The sequence below is a fragment of the Mycoplasma suis str. Illinois genome, from assembly GCF_000179035.2.
GTDB classification, from domain to species: domain Bacteria; phylum Bacillota_I; class Bacilli_A; order Mycoplasmatales; family Mycoplasmoidaceae; genus Eperythrozoon_A; species Eperythrozoon_A suis.
Genome location: NC_015155.1, coordinates 74,866 through 93,325 on the forward strand (window position 1 = coordinate 74,866; position 18,460 = coordinate 93,325).

Consider the following 18,460-nt stretch of genomic DNA (forward strand, 5'->3'; position numbering starts at 1 on the left):
CTATTTGAATACATCATTGATTACAAGAGTCAATCACAGGAATTATTCCAACTAAATAGTGATTCCTGTAAATTGACTCAAGATCAAGGTATAGTATTTGGATTTGCCTCTTCAGAAACTCCAGATTATTTACCTCTTGAGTATTACCTTGCAAAGAAGTTAATATTCAAGACTAAAGAATTAATTCAGTCTGGAGTTTTCTATTGAGCTAAAGAGGACTATAAAGTATTAGTTGACCTTGAGGTCAACAAGAATAGTAGTCCTCATAAAGTGAGACTTAATTCTCTTGTGTTCTCTATTCAGCATTTAACAAATGTGACTAGAGAACAAATAAGTGAAGAACTTAAAGAAAAGGTAATATATCCTTTCCTTCAAGAACTAAATATTAGTTGGGATGAGAAAACTTTCTGATTTATAAATTCATCAGGAAGTTTTCAAATAGGGGGATTAATAGCAGATACTGGAGTAACTAATAGAAAACAAATAGCTGATAATTTTGGGCCTATAGCCCACCACGGAGGTGGTGGACTATGTGGAAAAGACCTTACTAAGATGGATAGATTAGGTTGTTATTTTGCTAGATGAGTAGCAAAAAATCTAGTAGCTGCAGGACTAGCTACTGAATTGGAGTTAAAAATTACATATGCTATTGCTCAGGAAAAAGCACTAGCATATGACATAACTTTTTCTAGAGATTTAAAGATAAGTCACAAAGACTTATTGGAAATACTAGAAAATTGTTTCCCAACAAAAGTTAGTGAAATATTTCAGTTATTTACTTCAGAAAATATTTCTTTTCTGAAGTTAACTGAAATATCTAACTTTGGAAATTTTGTTCCAAATTTACCTTGGGAGCAAATAAATAAAGTAGAAGCTATTAATGACTGATTGCGAAGAACTTAATCTTTTAAAACAAGAAGTTCTAAAAGCTTCCTCTAGGGAAGCTTTAGATTCTTGTTTTAAAAAGTGAAGGGAAGAAAATTTACTTCCACTAAGAAAAAAATTACAAAATACTTCAGATAAAGAAGAAAAAAGGAGAATAGGTCTCCTTTTTAAGGAATTAAAAGAAAGTTCACAAAAAATATATCAATTAAAGAAAGAAGAACTTTCTAGTTGAAAAAATATTTCTTGTGAGCCTAGAAAGAGTTTTAGGATAGAAAAAAAAGAAGTTGACTATGAATCAGTCAACTATCTTTCTGAAGTTATGGAAAGAGTATCAAATTTTATCGAGAAATATAACTTTGATTACTTAGAGGAAAGTGAAATTGTCAGAGTATCTGACAATTTTGATTCTCTTTTAATTCCGGAAAATCATCCAGCTAGAGCTACTAGTGATAGTTTCTTTTTAACTAGTTCTGGAAAAAAGAAACTATCTGAAGAGTTTATGTTGAGAACTCATAACACTACTAGCACTTTAAAAATTCTTGAAAAATTTAAGGGAGTTAATTTCAAGGGAGCTTCTTTCGGGACTGTATATAGAAAAGAAGATAATGATCCTACTCACTTGTCTCAATTTACTCAACTAGATTTAGTTTGAGTAAATAAAAATTTAAGTATTGAAGAACTTAGAGAGCTTATAGAAGCTCTCTTAGAAGAGCTATTTAAAGGTTTTGAGTGAAAGAAAATATATTGTTTAAGGCCTTCTTATTTCCCTTTTACGTCCCCTTCTTTCGAAGTGGACTTAATGTGTTTGTGTAAGGGAGATGAGGATTGCAGACTATGTAAAGGAACTAGATGGATAGAAATATTGGGTTGTGGTTTCCTAAGAAGTGAAATCTTAGAAAAAACACATCCTAATTGTTGTGCCCTAGCTTTAGGGCTAGGAATAGAGAGAATATGTATGATCCAAAATTTGATTTTGGACATAAGAAGTCTATACGAGAATAATTTCAAATCAATAGTTAAGGAAAAATAATGATTATTCCAGATAAGATTCTGGAATTTTTATTACCAGAAATAAAGAATTTACCTTATGAAGAAATAAGAAGTTCTTTCGTGAAAATTCACTTAGAAGTTGAAAATATTCTTTTTAGAACTATTCAAACAGAAATGTCTGAATTTATATATTGATTAAAGCCAGTTTGTGGATTGTTTGACTATCCATCTTTATGGGTAGTTTCTCGTGAACTTTCTTTACTCTTGGATATTTCTCACTCAAAGAGAGTTTCTGAGAAAGAAATGAAGGAATTTCTTTCTAATAGAGAATTAATTTCCTTCTTATTAAAAACTTGCGAAAAGAAAGTTTCTGAAAATCATTCAGAAAATGTTTGAACTTTCTTGAAGCTTATTTTTGGAGATCCAGAAAAAAACGAATCAATTTTTAAATTAGGTATTCGTTCTTTTTTCAAGAATAGAAATATTGAATGGCTTGAATGTGATTCAAGTAAAAAAGAAATCATTGAGTCTATAAAAATGTCTGAGGAAGAAATTTCTCAGAATAGAGCAGCCTCTATAGTTTCTCTTCCTTCTCTTTTGCCAATTTTTAGTGATTTAAGAAAAAATTGAGAAAACTTAGTTATTCAAAAATTGATCCCACATTATTTTTCTTTCAAATCACTAGATTTTTCAGAAAAAAATTTTGAAGTTCAGTGACCTATTTGATATAGGCAAGATAACTTGCCTTCCTTCAATGAAATACTTTTTAGATTAACTGATTTCCAATTGGTATCAAAGGAAATTGGAAATTCAAATTACAAAAAATTATCTGATGGAAAAAGTTCATCAGATAAACCTCTCACACTTATTTCAGGGATAAGAAAATGTCTCTTATCTAAAGGTTTTGTTGAGTGTAATACAACTAAATTTAGTCCTTGTCAAGAGCTAAATAATGAAGTAGATTTAGTTCTTGAATACAATCCAACATCTACACTAAGAGATGACATTGTTAACTCTGTAGTTAAACAAGTATTACTTAAGAACTTAAATCTTGGAAATAATTTATATCCAATATTTGAGTTAGCTTATTGTCCCTGAAAGTCTAGTTGACAATTAGCTTTACTTTCTACAGTTCTTTTAGAGGGGGGAGATGAAAAATATATTACTCAGAAAAATATATTTTTCTATGACTTAGAAGAACTATATGAAATTCTTAAAGAATTATTTAAGGGGAAATTAAATGTAAAACCCCTGAAAGAATTAAAGAAAATTGAAAATAGTTCAGGAGCTACTGAATTTGCTCATATTGTTAATTCAAAAGATGAACAAATTGGAACAGTTAGAGTTCACAGATTAGAATCTTTTGAAATAAGACATATGGAGATAATCTCCATATGTATAGATCTAAAAATTTTTAGAGATCTTTAATCTTTAAAATTAATTGAAGCCTTCGTTTTTTATGATATGCCGATTAACTCCGAACTTTTAGAAAGATCAATTCAGAAGTGTTATTCTGATTTTCTAAGCTATTTTCAACTAATCAAAAATTTCACTAGATACTCTCTTCTCTTCTGAGAAGAAAAGGTAGACTGATCAGAAATAGTCAAAATAGAGGCAGAATCTAATTTACTTTACAACAAAAACATATTAGAAATTGAATGACAGTGCACTAAAAATACACCATCAAATGTAAAGCTTAGATTTTTTCTAGCTCTTTTCCTTTCGGTAAAAGATCTAGAAAGATGTGGAGATTATCTTTACTCTATAGCTAAGATAGCTACAAAAGATGGAAACTCAGATCTTAAAAAAATTATTTTGCACTCCCAACTTTGGGAAATAGTTTCAGAATATTGTCAGAGCATTTACAACTTATTTGGTAAATCTTCTGGAGAAATTGAACAATTTTCTTATGAAGAAATATTGTCCCAAAAGTCAGTTCTTCACTCAAAATTATCAAAAATTTCTATTCAATTAAATGAAAGACTTCTTAAATTCACTGGAATAGAACCTTTTACAAGTTATCAAACTCCCTGAAGGGATGAAGAAGAACACTCTGAAAGAATTAAAAATATTATTGCTCTTTCAGGGCTACTACAATTAATTCTTGTTAAGATTGACAGATTCCTAGATCATGTATTCAATATAGTAGAAAATTTCTACTATATTAAGAATCAAGAAATGCAACTTCATTTAAGTAGTCTACTTAAGGAAAGTCACAGACCTGACTAATTCAGATTCCAAAAGAACTAATTTAGATTTCTTTCTAATAGAAAGGAAGCCTTTTATGGCTACCTTTAAGCCTTATAGGTTTGCTCATTTTTTAGAATCCAAGCAAAACTATTGCGCAAAAATAATTCACTTCTATTTTTCTATTAGACCAGTAATAGAAAAATATTTAGAAAAAATATTGTCCCCTCTAATAGAAATAAAGAATTATTTCTATGTTCCTGAAGAAACTCACAGAGAAATTCTTACTTTTCTAGAACAAGATCCTAATCAAAAATTCGAGGAATTAACAGGAAGCATAAAACAAGAATATAAAAGATATAGAAGATTATTCAATAAAAAAGAAGTACATGCTAAATCTTTTCAATTACCCTTTATACCTAATATCTTTAAACCTAAGATGACTGTACCTAATCTACAGGGAGCTATAGATTATTTCAGATCATTGTATTCTTCTGAAAATACAGAAGAACACAATGACTAAGTTAAACACTAATTATTTTTTCAGTCTTTTTCAAAAAAAAGTAGTTCCAGAAAAAAAGTTAGATTACAAATCCTGATTAAAGACTGAAAAAAGAAATAATAAGAAATTAAGGAAAGAACACTCTAAAGAAGTAGTAAAGCAAGTAGTTCAACTTAACAAAAAACATAAGGGAACAATTATTTATCCCAATAACTCAGGATACGCAATTGAATGTAGAAATTTAGAGAAGTGATATCACAATAAAAAAACGGGCGAATATATTCGTATCCTGAGAAATGTAAATCTAAAAGTTAAGTTTGGTGAATTAGTAGTTATATTAGGAGAGTCTGGGTCTGGAAAGACCACTCTCCTAAATATACTAGCCGGAATGGAAAGAGCTTGCAATGGAGAATCTATTGTGTATTCTCATTCCTTAACTACTATGAATCAGGAATGACTTTCCTATTTCAGGTCTAAATATCTTTCTATTATCTTCCAGAATTATGCATTAATTCCAGAATTAACAGTTAGAGAAAACATCTTAGTTGGGCAGAGAATCCAAAAAGATGTTGATAAAAGATTGGATATAGATCAAATTGCTGAGCTATTGGGAATATCTCAGCAAATGGCTAAGAAACCTAGAGCTCTTTCTGGGGGACAACAACAAAGAGTATCTATAGCTAGAGCTTTAGCTAAAAATCCTCAACTAATATTTGCTGATGAACCTACAGGTGCTGTTGATGCAGACACCTGCAGAGATATTCTGAATATCTTTGTAGATATAAATAGGAAATATAAAACAACTATCTTTTTGATTACCCACAATAGATTGATTGCAAAAATTGCTCATAAGGTAATCAAAATAGACAAGGGAATGATTGTTTCAACTACCTCTCAAATACCAGTACATCCTAACAGTATTGACTGACACAGTTAGTTAATTTTTTCAAGATAATCACTTAAAAAAATGTACTGAAATTCTTTTGAACAGGTCTCCTTAAGGAGACCTAAGCCAAAAAAGATTAGTGAGGAGAAATTAAAGAATAAACAAGTTATTGTTCCTAATCAGAAGTTTTTAGTAGAACAACTTAAAAAATTTGAGTCCAAAAGGGCTCAATTTAGAAATCAATTCCCTCTTAAGTTCTGAGTAACTAACTACAACTTCCTAATCAATATATTCTTCTGATTGTTTTTTATTTGGTCGTTCTGAGTAGTAAGTGCTATCGCATTTCCTACTAGCAGAACCCCTATTATGCAAACCAATAACTTGGTTATTGTGTTTGAAACAGTATTCAATTACATATTCAGGGAGCACAGTCTTGAATCTATAAAAAATAACTATAAACTGCATACACCACAGTGGAATGCAGATACTTACTACTTTATTTCTTTAGCTGCAGGACTATTCCTAATAGGTGTATTCTTGCTATTTATTATCAAAGATTTTTTTGTAGAAATGGAACACATTCTAAAAAAATCTAGAGCAAGTGTTTTGCTCAAGAAAACAAGTAATTTTTCTCAATTACTTTTCAAATTGTCATTTGTTCAGCTATTTAATATAGCTTGAACAACATTTGCGCTTTTAATGTTGTTCGGAGAAGGAATATATACAGATACTCAGGATCAAAGCAAAGTTTGATCCTTAATTTTTAAGGGAAGTAGTGCAAGTACAGAAGGATTAACTTCTCAACTTCCACTAACAACATTAGGATACATAACTTATGTATTTAATTTCTGTTCTTTCTGAAGTGCAATAGTTGTTTATAGAAAATATCTAAAGGAATTTTTTGCAGGAAATCCTTTCCTGCTTCCTTTCTTTAGAGTTATTTTTATTCCTTTGCAATCTAAAAACATTAAGAAAACAAAAGATGCTCTTCAAATGAAACGAACCAAGCCTATGAAGATTACAAAAACAGAAAAACAAAGAATAGAGAAAGAACAACTATCTTTTATTTCTCTAAAGAATGTAAATAAGCATTTTGGTTCGTTTCATGCCCTGAGAGACATTAATTTAAACATTGAACAGGGAGAGTTTATAGCTATTCTTGGTCCTTCTGGATCAGGGAAGACAACACTAATTAACTTATTGTCGGGAATTGACATCCCGACAAGTGGTCAATTAGTAATAGATAAATGTAATACAGCTATCTTTTCTGATAAGAAGTTGACTTCTTTCAGAAGAGATAAGATAGGATATATTTTCCAAAATTATGCATTAATCCCCTATCTTACTGCTAGGGGAAATATAGAGTTATCAGTAGCTCTTAGAAGTGGAATGAAAACATTATTAGAGTCTTTTGTATCTGTAATTATCAGATACAAAAGATTTGTTAAGGGAGGATTAACGCGCGTAAAAGCTGTAAGAAAAATTTTGAATCAAATCTTTATAGCTTCAGATACTGAAGATATAACCCATTTAGTTAATGCTTTCAATTTGCTACCTCATCAAGATAAATATCCAAATCAACTTTCTGGGGGACAACAACAAAGAGTATCTATTGCTAGGTCTCTAATTAAGAGACCTAAGATACTCTTTGCTGATGAAGCTACAGGAGCACTAGACCATGCTTCTGCAAAAATCATTCTTAAATTCTTTAAGTTGATTAATGAGTATGCTAAGACCACCATTATTATGATTACTCACAACCCAGCAATAGCAACTATTACTGATAGAGTAATCAAAATAGATGGTGGAAGAATAGTAGAAGACTATAGAAATCCTAATCCTCTATCAGTAGATAGTTTGACTAATCTTTAAAAGTTTTTAAAAGTTGATTAGTTTAAAAATAAATTAGATAGATTATGAAAGTTCTTATTAAATTAGTTCCTGTAGTTGTTGGAACTCTATCTGTAGGAGCTGCGGGGGGGGCATTTATCTAGGTAACGTATCTAAGGGGCTTTCAGCCCCTAGTTACCCTAAGATTGAACAATCAGTATTATGAGAACACATCTCTTTAAGTAGAGAAGAAAATGAAGAACAACAAAACATTAAATTAACAAAAACTTGTCAAAGAAAAGTTCTAAAAGATCCAAAAGTTATTTTGGGAGGTTTGAAGACACAAAATCCTAATTCCGATATTCAAGATCAAATCAGCTCAGGAGAAGAACAACTATTAGCTGAAATTGATAAGCAACAAAGAGAAGATGAAGAAAACATCGAAAAAACATGTGGTGAATGATCTAAATATGTTGGAGATAGTGAAAATACTGAGAAAGAAATCTTTAGAGGTAATAAAGAGGCAATTAGAAAATTAACTGAAGGTTATGGTTTAGAAAATAAATTAGGAAATCCTTCCGGAAATACAGTAGTGGGTTGAAAAGTAGAAGAAGGTAACTGTGTTGAAAAAGATCTAAGAGATGGAAATATAGAAATTACTTGTCAGAGAATTTCAAAAGAATAGATTTTGAAATTCCTAAGGTAGAATGGTAGGAGTTACTAAATTATTAGGAGTGGCTGCAGCCGTAGTATCTATTGGAACTGTTGGGAGTGGTATTTATTTAGGTAATTTACCTAGAGATAGGGTTAAGTTAGAAGGACCTCAAAAATTTGATAATGTAGTTTGAGAACATATCTCAATAGGAGAAAATGGAGAAAAACTGAATGGTAAATATGAAAAACAATGTTGAAGACAACTTAGAGAAGTATTTAGTACAAGTATTGTTCTAAATACAGAAGAATTTGAACAACCAAAGAGTGAACATGATTCAGAAGAAGGAATCCAATTTGGCTGTGGTTATTGAGCAAATAATATTGGAAATTTAAATAGACCTCAAGAGATATTTAGGGGAAATAAAGGAGAAGTTAATGATTTATTGAAAGGTTCAATTTTTGAAAAGAAAGTAGAAAATACTTCTCCTGAAGCTCAACAACAAGAAGCTAAGTGAACTTTTGGAGAGAATGGTAATAAGGGAGAATGTAATCAAAAAGATTTGGGAGGTGGAAAAATAGAAATAGTTTGCCAAAAGATTGAAAATCAAATCACTTAAGTTTTTTAAGCATTCACTAAAATTCCTAAGGTAATATGTTAGGACTTACTAAGTTTTTAGGAATTGCTGCAGCAATAGTATCTGCTGGAGCTGTCGGGGGGGCGTTCTATTGAGTAGTAATTTAAATAGAGGTCTTATGACCTCTAATTACTCTAAGATGGTTGGAACATCACTGTGAGAGCACATTTCTATTGGAGATGAAGATGATGCTTCCAAGGGAAGCAACGGAACATTTAGTAAACAATGTCAAAGAAAAGTATTTAAGGGATTAGAAATGACTGAAGAACTTCAAAGTCAAATTAATGAATATGGTAGAGAAGTTGTTTTGGGAGAATCAATAAGACAACAAAAGGAAGAAAAAGCTTATGAAGGAAATATTGAAGATGGTTGTGGTTCTTGAGCAGATAATATAGGAGATTTAAGTAAACAACAAGAAATATTTAGAGGTGAAGAATCAGAAGTATATAAGTTATTAGAAGATACTCAAATATTGAAAAAGAGAGAAACAGGAAGTGCAAGAGAATGAAAAATTGGAAGTGGTGTATGTACTCAAGAAAGTCTAGGAAACAATAGAATAGAAATTATTTGTCAAAGAACTTCAACACAAGAAACTCAAGAAGGAGAAAGAGGACAACAAACTTCAGGAACAGAACACTCTAAATAAATTAATTCTTAGAAAAAAGACCCTTAGGGGTCTTTTAGAAAGAATTAACTTAAAAATTAATTAGTAAAGGGACAAATTATGAGAAGAAGTAGTTTCGAAAGACAAGCTGACGCTAATTATAGGTGAATTCGGAATTGAAATAGAAGAAACACAATAAGGTTTTTTAGAGCAATGAGATTAATAAAAAGGTATTCTGGTAAGTCATGATACAGAAAACCTTTTTATTATTACAAGACTTGAGGAACTAAGTATTATAGATATAGACCTCCTAGAAGTTATACCTACTATGACTTTAGACCTAAAAAGAGTTATAGTAGTTATAAATTAAGAAAGCCACGTTATAAGTCTTATAAAACAGGTAGATACGTAACTTATTAGTAATAAGACTTATCTAGAAGTCTTATAGCTAGTTAGAAATTATTTATTTTTCTAGTTCCAAAAAATAAGAAATTAGGTATTTATTATAATTTAAAAAATTTGTCTTATTTTTTTGGAAAATGAATGTAAGTTTTCAGTTAGTTAGCTTTTAAAGCTAACTTGATTAACTAGAAAATGATAGGGACAGCTACCTGAGCAAAAATAGCCTTAGCTATTTTTTCTTTGGGCGGAGCTGCCGGTGGAACTTATATTTATAAAAATTTTTCCCCAAATAATGGTTTGGATGAGAAGCAAGAGCCTGCTTCTAGAGAAAGAAGAAGTACTGGAGGACATGATTCAGCAAGTTCAGGAACTCCTGAAGTTTCTGCATCTCAAAGAGTTCAAGGAGAGGGAACTTCTACCACTCCAAGCGTAGATACAAGCCCAACAAATCAAGAGGTTACTCAAACTGGTAGTGAAGTTTCTGTAACAGATACTCAGAGATCTGATAGTTTTGAAGCATCTCAAGCAGAAGGAGCAGATAATTCTTTAAATGGCGCTCAACAACAAAATCCTAATTCTGAAACTTCTAACGATAATGCGAATGTTTCTGAAGGGCAAACTTCAGAAGTTTCAGATTTAAGTCAATCTAGAGATCCTAGCACAACTTCGTTAGAACCATCTTCAGAACAAGTAAGTTCAAATTCTGGAGAAGGAGAACCTCAATTACCTACCACCCAAGAAGGAAATTCTAGAAATGATCAAGTCGTTGAACAACAACCAGAAAGTACTTCCGCGCCTTCTTCTCAAATTTCTACAAATGATGGAATTCAAACTAATGATTCCACATCAGCAATAACTAATGGAGGTTATAGTGGAAGACAAGTCGATAAAAAAACATTTGGAGAAAATGGAAAAAATCAAAACATAAATGGTGAGTACATAATTTCCAGAGAAGAAGGTTCAAATAATACTATTTGTTCGAAAATTAGTGGAGGAGAGGAGGAAGGAGCAAAAGTTGGAGAAGAATGTAATGCAACAGTATCTCAGAACTTAAATAGCCTAGAGAATAAAGAAAAATAAGAGTTTGACTTAAGACAGAAAACAAGGAAAATGCTAAGGAAATTTTGAAAGGATTACAAGTTATTTCCTCAGATGAAAATTGATTTTCTGGCGAAAGAAAGGAAATAAATGTGAATTTTGATTTAGTTGGAACATTGATTTGTAAGCTTTCAGAAAATAATTCAGATTCAGGAAATAATGGAGTTACTGTAAGTTGTTATTCAAAAAATTTAGAAACATCTTCTTAGAGTAAATGTTTGCAGTAGCTACTTGGGCAAAGATTGCCCTAGCTATTGTTTCTTTTGGGAGTGCAGCTGGAGGAACTTATTTAGTTAAAAGTAGTTCTTATGGCACAAATTCAGTGAATTCGACTGAAAAGCAATGATTAAGTCCGAGAGATGACGAAAAAGTATATGTTACTGGAAATAATGGACAACTCGCACTTTCAAATCCTGAAAATCCTTCAATAACAGATAGTAGAGATACATCAACATTGTCTAGAGGGGCAAATGGAAGTAGAGGTAATGGAAAGAAAACTTTTGGAAAAATAGGACAAGATTCAGATATAAATGGAGAATATATTTTGTCTGGTGGAGATAATTCTGAAGGAGATATTTGCATGACTATTAGTAAAGGGGCTGATGGAGAAAAATGTAATTCAACAATTTCTTCTAAGGTTTCAGAAATAGAAAAGAGTGGTAAGAAATTCAGATTATGGTTGAAGACAGAAAATAAAGAACATGCTGGATATGTTCTGAAAGGATTAGGTTTTGAAAATAAAGGAAATAATGAAGATGCTAATAAGTGATTTGAGAGTAAAGATTCAATTGAAGTGACTCTAAATTTTGATACATTAACTTGTCAGTTAACAGATAAAACAACTTCATCTACTGAAGTTAAAGAAGTGAATGTAAGTTGTTTCAATAAACAAGAAGGAGTTACTACTTAATTAAATGTTTGGTTTAGCCACTTGGACAAAAATAGCGATATCTATAGTTTCTTTTGGTGGAGCTGCCGGAGGTACTTATTTTCTTAAGGGAGTTAATTCAAATATTTCTTCAGAAGAAAAACTAAGCGATAAAAAAGATCCGGAAATTACCCCTCAAGCAGAGGACGTAGGAGATCAGAAAAAGATAATTATTGGAGGATCTTCTAAACAACAAATTGAGCCACGAGATCAAAGAAATGAAGGTGAAGTAAATCAAAAATCTGATGTTCATACGGAAGGAAAGGAAACTGAAAAAACCTCTCCTTTAACTGAAACTAAAAATTCAGTAGAAGAAACAAGTGAAGATATTTCTTCAGAAATTCCCTCAACATCAACTTCTTCTGACGGTAATTCTCTGAGAGAAACTGATTCACTTTCTGTTCAAGGACAATTAGGAAATAATGTTGATTACAGTCGAGAAGTTAGTGCAGCATCTGAAATTTCAGAAACAAGCCAACAACAAACAATTAATCAAGATGATTCATCTTTAAGAATGCAGTCAGATGAATCACGAATAAATAATGGAAACTATAGTGGTAGAAGATCAGAATCAAAAATATTTGGAGAAGGAAATAGTCCTGATTCACAAATATCAGGAGAATATATGTTATTGTCCGGAAATTCCTCAAATGAAGGGAGTATGGGCAATATTTGTTCAAAAATTACTTCAGGAGTTGGAGAATATACAACTAGCGAAGAATGTCAAAAAATGGTTAATGAAAACTTAAAGGAATCTGAAGAGGATAAGAATAATGTAAGAATTTGGTTGAAAACTGGAAATAAAAAACATGCTGAAAAAATTTTGAAAGTATTGGAAGTGAACAATTCAGGAGATAAGTGATTTGATGGAGAGAATCCAATAAAAGTTACTTTTAGTATTTTTGGAAATTTAACTTGCAAATTATCTGAAGTAAATGGAGAAGCAAATAATCAGGAAGTTACTGTTAGTTGCCTTTTGGCAACTACAGATAATTTAGTGGAAACTTCTACTTAGTAAATGTTTGGGACAGCTACTTGAGTAAAAATAGCTCTGGCTATTGTTTCTTTCGGGAGTGCAGCTGGAGGAACTTACTTAATTAAAAATCGCGTTAATGAAGAAGAAATTACAAAAAAACAAAATCCCGATACTTTAAAAAAAGAGGCTTTAGATTCCGGAGATGGTTCTGAAGAAAAGCGAACAATTACTCAAGATGTAAGTGCTAACACCGAAGATACAGAAAAGAGAGAACAAGATTCACATACTTCTTCTCCGGAGCAAGATGATAATGTTAGTTCTACATCTTCTTCAGAACCTAAAAATGAAGAGTTAGGAGATAATTCTGAAAGTACTTCAAGATCTGATACGAATCAAGTAGATTCTTCCCTTCAAGGCCAAAGCGATGGAAAAGGAGGAGCAGAAAACTCACAAGATGTTTTAAGTACTACTAGTACTAATGCAGATCAATTAAGTGAAAAAGACAGTTTAAAGGAGCAAGATACTGAAAATAGAGAAGTTGAGAGCTCATCTTCAAGCACTCAATCATTAGTACAATCCTCTCCAGATTCTTCAGGAGAAGGAATGCAATCCGAAAGATTGTCTATAACTTCAGAAAACTATAGATCAGGTTCAGAATTTAGAAAAACCACTTTCGGTGAAGGGGGAAGAGCTAATACTGACATCTCTGGAGAATATATTCTTTTGTCAGGTGATGATTCTGGATCATCAGGGAGAAAAGATATTTGTTCATTAATTAAAGAGGGAGTTGGGGAAGAACAAAGTGAGGAAGAATGTAAGCAGTGAGTTTCTCAAAAATTAGGAAATGAAGAGCAAAAGAAGAATTTAAGAATATGGTTTAAGACAAAAGATAAAAAACATAGTAAAGAAATTTTGGAAGGATTGTTTGTAAATAATTCAAGTGGTAAATGATTTGAAGATAATTCTGAAATAGAAGTAACTTTTGGAGTTGGAGATACATTAACTTGTAAACAATCTGAAGTTACTTCAGATTCAAGTAATCAAGAATTTACCGTTAGTTGTTACCAAAAGGTAACAACAGAATTAACTACTTAATAAATGTTCGGATCAGCTACATTAGCAAAAATATCTATAGTTGTACTTTCATTAGGAGGAGCTTTTGGAGGGAAATATCTTATAAGTAAATTTCAAGATTCTTTAGAAACTAGAGTAACAAAAAATAAAGATACTTATTCACGACCTAGTGAGAATAAAAAATTCGGAAATAATGGACAAGCAGATGAAAGAATATTTGGAGAGTACGTACTCTCCAATGGAGAAAACAATAATGTTTGTTTCAATATTGAGAAAGGTGTTGGATCTCAAATTGAGGATTCTAAGTGTAAGGAAAAAGTTTCAAACAATTTAAAAGATGAACAGAATAAAAAGGATTTGAGAATATGACTAAGAGTTGTTGATGTTAAAGATGTTGGAATAGTTTTGAAGGGATTGGGAGCCTCAAATAAAAAAGATGAATGATTTAAGAGTAGTTCAACAGAAGTAACTTTCAATTCAGAAATATTGACATGTAAGTTAGATGAAAAAAATCCTTACAACCCTAAAGAAGTCGTTATTAGTTGTTATTTTGATAAAGAAAGAGAATTATCAGAAGCAAGTTGAAATGTTCTTCAACAAATTATCTAAAGAATGTTTGGAGCATCTACTTGAGCAAAAATAGCTTTAGTTGTAGTTTCATTGGGTGGAGCTGCTAGTGGTGGAACTTATTTAATGAAAAATAATCCTTTTAATTTGTTGGGTGAAAGTTCAAAAACTTTAGATTCCAATATATTTGGTGGTTATATTATTTCCGTTGGAAATAAGGATAGTAATATTTGCTCAGTAATTTCTGAAGGTATAGAGGTAAAAAGGGAAGATAAAGAATTGTGCGAAAAGAAAATAATGTCAATTTCAGGAAATAACGAAAGAAATAGAAAGAATTTCAGGTTGTGATTAAAAACTTGAAATTCAGATGATGTGAAAACTATTTTGAGTTTCTTGGGAGTTTCTAGTAAAGAAAATGAATGATTCAGCAAAAAAGATTCCACAGAATTAACTTACAAATATGAAACTTGGGGATGTAAATTAGACGAAAAGAATACTCAAGATCCTAGAGAGGTTGAAGTTTCTTGCTTTTCAAATAAAGATAAGAAATTATCAGAAACTAGTTGAAAAACTCTTTAACAATTACCTATTTAGTAGATGATTTAAGCAACTACTTTATCTAAGATAGTTCTAGCTGTAGTTTCCTTCGGCGGAGCTGCCGGTGGAACTTACTTAATTAAAAATAGTTCAAGTTCCTCTGACTTACCAACAGAATTGAAAGAGTCTGTTGAAAATCCCAGAACAACAAAGAATAGTATTGCTGGTGATGTTGGAAATCCGTCTTCTCAAGATAAAAGGGATTTAATGGGTTCTGTTTCTTCAGAAGGATCTGCAGAAAATCCAAAAGTATCCGATAATGAAGAAGGAAATTTAAAAAAACAAGAAGATCCTAATTCATCTTCAACAGATGAATCTGTTCCTAAACTTTCAGGTTTAGTTGAAGGTTCGGTAGATTCCGAACAAATCCCTCAAGTATTATCTGAACAATCAAATGTAAATCCTCAAACTTCAGAAAAATCAAAAGAAGATTCAGTGACAACTGTAAGCAAAAGAACTTATTCGCCGAAAGTTATTAGAGAAACAATCAATTTACAAGAAGGTGCGGGAGAAAATTTTTCTTGTGACAGATGATATGAAAATAGAGATTCTTCTGAATCTGTAGGTTCTCTAGATTGCAAAAACTTATTTGACTCAGTTTGAAAAGATAAATTAGGACAAAAACCAAAAAGTTTGATATTAGTTACAAAGGAACAATTGAGTAGTAATTTGTTTGGAGATAGTTTGCAGATTTCTTCAACAATTGAAGAATCATTAAGTAAATCCGAAGGATTGAAAGTTAATGATATGGTGTGCAAGAATAAGGGAAATCTTGAGGATGGAAGAATTATTATTGCTTGCTTTTCTGAAGAAAATCAACAGTCATTAGAGCCTGACTTAGAAGTTCTTCGTCAACTTCCAATTTAGTTAAGGAATGTTTACGGCTTCTGCCTGAGTCAAAATAGTTCTGGCTGCAGTCTCCTTTGGAGGAGCTGCAGGAGGAACTTACTTAATTAAAAATAGTTCAGATAATTATTCTGAAAATCATTCAGCAAGTTCACCAAATCAAAGAGATAATGAGATGTCACTAAAAATGAATCCAGAAGAAGGAATTAAGAACGATGAAAAAGGTTTGAATCCTCAAAAAGAATTACAGGGAGTCCCTAAAGATTCTTCTTTAAATTCAGAAAATATTTTGCAGGAACCTCTAGTAGATTCTTTTGTTTCACAAGATTTAAGTGAACAGACAGAACAAGTAGATGTAATTACTAGAGAAGAAAGAGAAACAGTTAGTTCTCGAAAAATTATTGCAGAAACAATTAATTATTGAGAAAAAGAAGGAGGGAAAAAGGAATTAACTTGTGATCGATGATATGAGTTTGGCTCAAATAATCAAGAAACTTTAGAGAGTAATGAGTGCGAATCTCTATTTAATAGTGTTTGAAAAAATAGAGAAGAAAAACCTGAAAAGATATTAGTTGTAAAGGGAGAAAAATTAGTTAACGTATTAGTTCGACTTGATGAATCATTGATGACTAAAGAAACTACAGATATTAGTAAAGAATTAAAGACAGGATTAAGAATTAATGGCGGTGAAATGTCATGTTTGGAAAAAGGAAATATAGATGAAGGGAGAATTCTTATAAATTGTTCTAGTGTTACAAGAACTTTAGAGACTTAAAAGTTAAAAAATGTTAGGAGCAGCTACCTGAGCTAAGTTGGGTTTAGTTATTTTTTCATTGGGTAGTGCAGCTGGAGGAACTTATTATTTTGGAGGTAATTTAAGTGGAAATAAAAATATTCAAAGCTCTTCAGGAGAAGAAGGGAATAAAGAAGATACAAGTGTAAAAGGTAACCCTAATTCTTCTACTTCTGCAGATACTGATGAAGAGAAGAAAGATGAAAATTTACAGGGAAATTCTTTTCTGGGAGAGCCTAAAGAAAAAGATACTTCTCATTTATCTAGCGGCCCAGAAATCACTGTTCCAAAAGAAAAACAAGATTTATCGCACCCTTCAGGGGTAGATTCAAATAATTTAGGAGTTTCAGATAATAATCACAATTCTGATGGAAATGAAGTTACAGAATTAGAACAATCAGGAATGAAATCTTCTGAATTACCTGAACAAACTCTATCAGTAAGTGATGATGAAAGATCGACCAATTTAACAGAAGATGGGAAAAAAGGAACTTCTGAAATCCAACAATCATTAGAAGGACATAATAGTGATACTCAAAGAGTTGAAGTTAGAGATCCAGTGGTTAGTGGATCAAGCGGAAGAACTAGTCAAAGAAGAATATTTGGTAATAATGGAGAGAAAGATACTTCAGTTTCTGCAGAATATGTTCTCTCTATGGGCGGAGATGAATCAGAAAATAAAAGAATTTGCGTAAAAGTTAATGGAGGAGAGGAAGAAGAACAAAAGCAATCAGAAGATTGCAATAAATTTGTAACTGAAAATCTAAAAGATGAAGAAAGTAATAAAACAAGAATATGAATAAAGTCTGGAAATAAAAATAGTGCAGAAAAAGTTCTAGAAGGTTTATTGAAAGATTCAAATCCAGAATTTAAGTGAGAAGATAGTAAGAATCCTGTAAATGTGAATTTTCATTATGGACAATTAACTTGCAAATTAACTGAAAAAAGTAACTCTGAATTTATCGTTAATTGTTCTCCAAAATCAGATGTAAGAGTTGAAGCAACAATCTAATTAAATGTTTGGTTTAGCTACTTGAGCTAAACTGGGTTTAGTTATTTTTTCTTTGGGAGGAGTTGCTGGAGGAAGTTATGTGTTTGGAAGTGATTTTTTGAAAAAAGAAGGTGGATCCATTCAAGAAAAAAGCGCTTCAATACAACAAGGTGATGATCATTCTGAAAGAACAGAACAAGGTAGTGTGAGTGAAGTTAGTTCTGGAAATTCAGATTCTTCAGTCGGGAAAGATACTTTAAAAGAAGAAAAATCTGAAGAAAAACAATTAACTGAAAAAGTAGAGGGGGACTCTTCGAATACATCATTGACAACAAATGCAGAAAATAGTATTCCTTCTGTCACAGATCCTAAAGAAGTTAAAGGAGATTTAGAAAATAGAGGAGCAAATCATGAAGTTGGTGAAGAAAGTAAAAGCATTACTTTGACTCGGATTCAAGAGTCTACAGTAACTACTCAAAACAATCCTGAAAGTAAAGAACTTCATGAAACAACCTCCACAGATAACAATGACAATTTATCTTCAGAAAATGAAAGAAATGAAGGAATTTCAGTTCAAGGAGATGATCCTCAAGCTTCTGCAAGAACATATTTAAGTGGTAGAGAAAATACAGGTTATAGCTTTGAAGAAGGAATAACTGGAGAAGTTATTTTTCCTAAAAATTCTGTAGAAGAAAATTCGGAGGAAAAAATTTGTTTAAAGATAGAAAATGGTTCAGGAATAGAACAACCAAATTGCGAAAATTTTCATTCAGAAAATTCAAAAATATGAGTAAAAGTTAAAGAAAAAGAACATGTTAAAAAAATTTTTGAAAAATTAACAATTACATCTAGAAATGACAAATGATTTGAAGGTGAAGAAAAAAACACTTTGGATGTCGAATTCTTTTATAAAACCTTTACTTGCACTCTAACAAAAAAACCCGAAAATAATTCAGAATCAAAAGAATTTATTGTTAGTTGCGCAGAAAAATCTAATTAACCCAAATTTTTAGTT

The 18,460-nt window shown here is 31.3% G+C and carries 22 protein-coding genes; all 22 read left to right on the top strand.

Annotated elements, in window-relative coordinates; genetic code table 4:
- Positions 1 to 72 precede the first annotated feature (72 nt).
- The 22 genes from MSU_RS00395 to MSU_RS00490 all read left to right on the top strand — a co-directional run bounded on the left by MSU_RS00395 (position 73) and on the right by MSU_RS00490 (position 18,445).
- A complete protein-coding gene (locus MSU_RS00395; protein WP_237696897.1) occupies positions 73 to 903 on the top strand; it encodes a methionine adenosyltransferase domain-containing protein in 831 nt (276 codons plus the stop codon).
- The gene (locus MSU_RS00400) at positions 881 to 1,915 is read left to right on the top strand and encodes a tRNA ligase subunit PheS family protein (RefSeq protein WP_013608775.1); all 1,035 of its coding nucleotides are present in this window, start codon (positions 881 to 883) and stop codon (positions 1,913 to 1,915) included. Before MSU_RS00395 ends, MSU_RS00400 begins: the two co-directional genes overlap by 23 nt.
- Positions 1,915 to 3,303, top strand: a complete 1,389-nt coding sequence (locus MSU_RS00405; RefSeq protein WP_013609600.1) for a hypothetical protein — start codon at positions 1,915 to 1,917, stop codon at positions 3,301 to 3,303. The genes MSU_RS00400 and MSU_RS00405 overlap by 1 nt, the downstream gene beginning before the upstream one ends.
- Positions 3,304 to 3,339: 36 nt before the next feature.
- Positions 3,340 to 4,104, top strand: a complete 765-nt coding sequence (locus tag MSU_RS00410; protein WP_013608777.1) for a PhoU domain-containing protein — start codon at positions 3,340 to 3,342, stop codon at positions 4,102 to 4,104.
- Between the two features lie 55 nt (positions 4,105 to 4,159).
- Positions 4,160 to 4,585: a hypothetical protein gene (locus MSU_RS00415; protein WP_013609601.1), complete on the top strand. Its 426-nt coding sequence runs from the start codon at positions 4,160 to 4,162 to the stop codon at positions 4,583 to 4,585.
- Positions 4,578 to 5,501 (top strand): ABC transporter ATP-binding protein, encoded by a 924-nt coding sequence (locus tag MSU_RS00420; protein ID WP_013609602.1) that lies wholly within the window; start codon positions 4,578 to 4,580, stop codon positions 5,499 to 5,501. The genes MSU_RS00415 and MSU_RS00420 overlap by 8 nt, the downstream gene beginning before the upstream one ends.
- A 30-nt stretch (positions 5,502 to 5,531) precedes the next feature.
- Positions 5,532 to 7,322, top strand: coding sequence for an ABC transporter ATP-binding protein (locus MSU_RS00425; protein WP_013609603.1), 1,791 nt, complete (start codon positions 5,532 to 5,534; stop codon positions 7,320 to 7,322).
- Between the two features lie 283 nt (positions 7,323 to 7,605).
- Entirely contained in the window at positions 7,606 to 7,965 is a 360-nt protein-coding gene (locus MSU_RS00430) for a hypothetical protein (RefSeq protein WP_043885135.1), read from the top strand.
- A gap of 22 nt (positions 7,966 to 7,987) precedes the next feature.
- Positions 7,988 to 8,551 carry a hypothetical protein gene (locus MSU_RS00435; RefSeq protein ID WP_013609605.1) on the top strand — a complete coding sequence of 188 codons (564 nt, stop codon included), beginning with the start codon at positions 7,988 to 7,990 and terminating at the stop codon, positions 8,549 to 8,551.
- Positions 8,552 to 8,660: 109 nt separating this feature from the next.
- The gene (locus tag MSU_RS00440; RefSeq protein ID WP_148221826.1) at positions 8,661 to 9,215 is read left to right on the top strand and encodes a hypothetical protein; all 555 of its coding nucleotides are present in this window, start codon (positions 8,661 to 8,663) and stop codon (positions 9,213 to 9,215) included.
- Positions 9,216 to 9,386: 171 nt separating this feature from the next.
- Positions 9,387 to 9,593, top strand: coding sequence for a hypothetical protein (locus MSU_RS04425; RefSeq protein WP_237696898.1), 207 nt, complete (start codon positions 9,387 to 9,389; stop codon positions 9,591 to 9,593).
- 174 nt (positions 9,594 to 9,767) lie between these two features.
- Entirely contained in the window at positions 9,768 to 10,655 is an 888-nt protein-coding gene (locus tag MSU_RS00445) for a hypothetical protein (RefSeq protein WP_013609608.1), read from the top strand.
- Positions 10,656 to 10,699: 44 nt separating this feature from the next.
- Positions 10,700 to 10,882 (top strand): hypothetical protein, encoded by a 183-nt coding sequence (locus MSU_RS04325; protein WP_013609609.1) that lies wholly within the window; start codon positions 10,700 to 10,702, stop codon positions 10,880 to 10,882.
- Positions 10,883 to 10,887: 5 nt separating this feature from the next.
- On the top strand, positions 10,888 to 11,583 hold the full coding sequence (locus MSU_RS00450) for a hypothetical protein (protein WP_013609610.1): 696 nt from the start codon (positions 10,888 to 10,890) through the stop codon (positions 11,581 to 11,583).
- A gap of 4 nt (positions 11,584 to 11,587) precedes the next feature.
- Positions 11,588 to 12,616: a hypothetical protein gene (locus MSU_RS00455; protein ID WP_013609611.1), complete on the top strand. Its 1,029-nt coding sequence runs from the start codon at positions 11,588 to 11,590 to the stop codon at positions 12,614 to 12,616.
- A gap of 3 nt (positions 12,617 to 12,619) precedes the next feature.
- Complete coding sequence (locus tag MSU_RS00460) at positions 12,620 to 13,672, top strand: hypothetical protein (RefSeq protein ID WP_013609612.1); 1,053 nt, start codon at positions 12,620 to 12,622, stop codon at positions 13,670 to 13,672.
- A 3-nt stretch (positions 13,673 to 13,675) separates the two neighbouring features.
- Entirely contained in the window at positions 13,676 to 14,260 is a 585-nt protein-coding gene (locus tag MSU_RS00465; RefSeq protein ID WP_013609613.1) for a hypothetical protein, read from the top strand.
- Positions 14,261 to 14,263: 3 nt separating this feature from the next.
- Positions 14,264 to 14,797 carry a hypothetical protein gene (locus MSU_RS00470; RefSeq protein ID WP_013608791.1) on the top strand — a complete coding sequence of 178 codons (534 nt, stop codon included), beginning with the start codon at positions 14,264 to 14,266 and terminating at the stop codon, positions 14,795 to 14,797.
- A gap of 135 nt (positions 14,798 to 14,932) precedes the next feature.
- On the top strand, positions 14,933 to 15,682 hold the full coding sequence (locus MSU_RS00475; RefSeq protein WP_013608792.1) for a hypothetical protein: 750 nt from the start codon (positions 14,933 to 14,935) through the stop codon (positions 15,680 to 15,682).
- A 7-nt stretch (positions 15,683 to 15,689) separates the two neighbouring features.
- Positions 15,690 to 16,436 carry a hypothetical protein gene (locus MSU_RS00480; RefSeq protein ID WP_013608793.1) on the top strand — a complete coding sequence of 249 codons (747 nt, stop codon included), beginning with the start codon at positions 15,690 to 15,692 and terminating at the stop codon, positions 16,434 to 16,436.
- A gap of 10 nt (positions 16,437 to 16,446) precedes the next feature.
- Positions 16,447 to 17,466 (top strand): hypothetical protein, encoded by a 1,020-nt coding sequence (locus tag MSU_RS00485; protein ID WP_013608794.1) that lies wholly within the window; start codon positions 16,447 to 16,449, stop codon positions 17,464 to 17,466.
- 4 nt (positions 17,467 to 17,470) lie between these two features.
- Complete coding sequence (locus tag MSU_RS00490) at positions 17,471 to 18,445, top strand: hypothetical protein (RefSeq protein WP_013609614.1); 975 nt, start codon at positions 17,471 to 17,473, stop codon at positions 18,443 to 18,445.
- Positions 18,446 to 18,460: the final 15 nt, after the last annotated feature.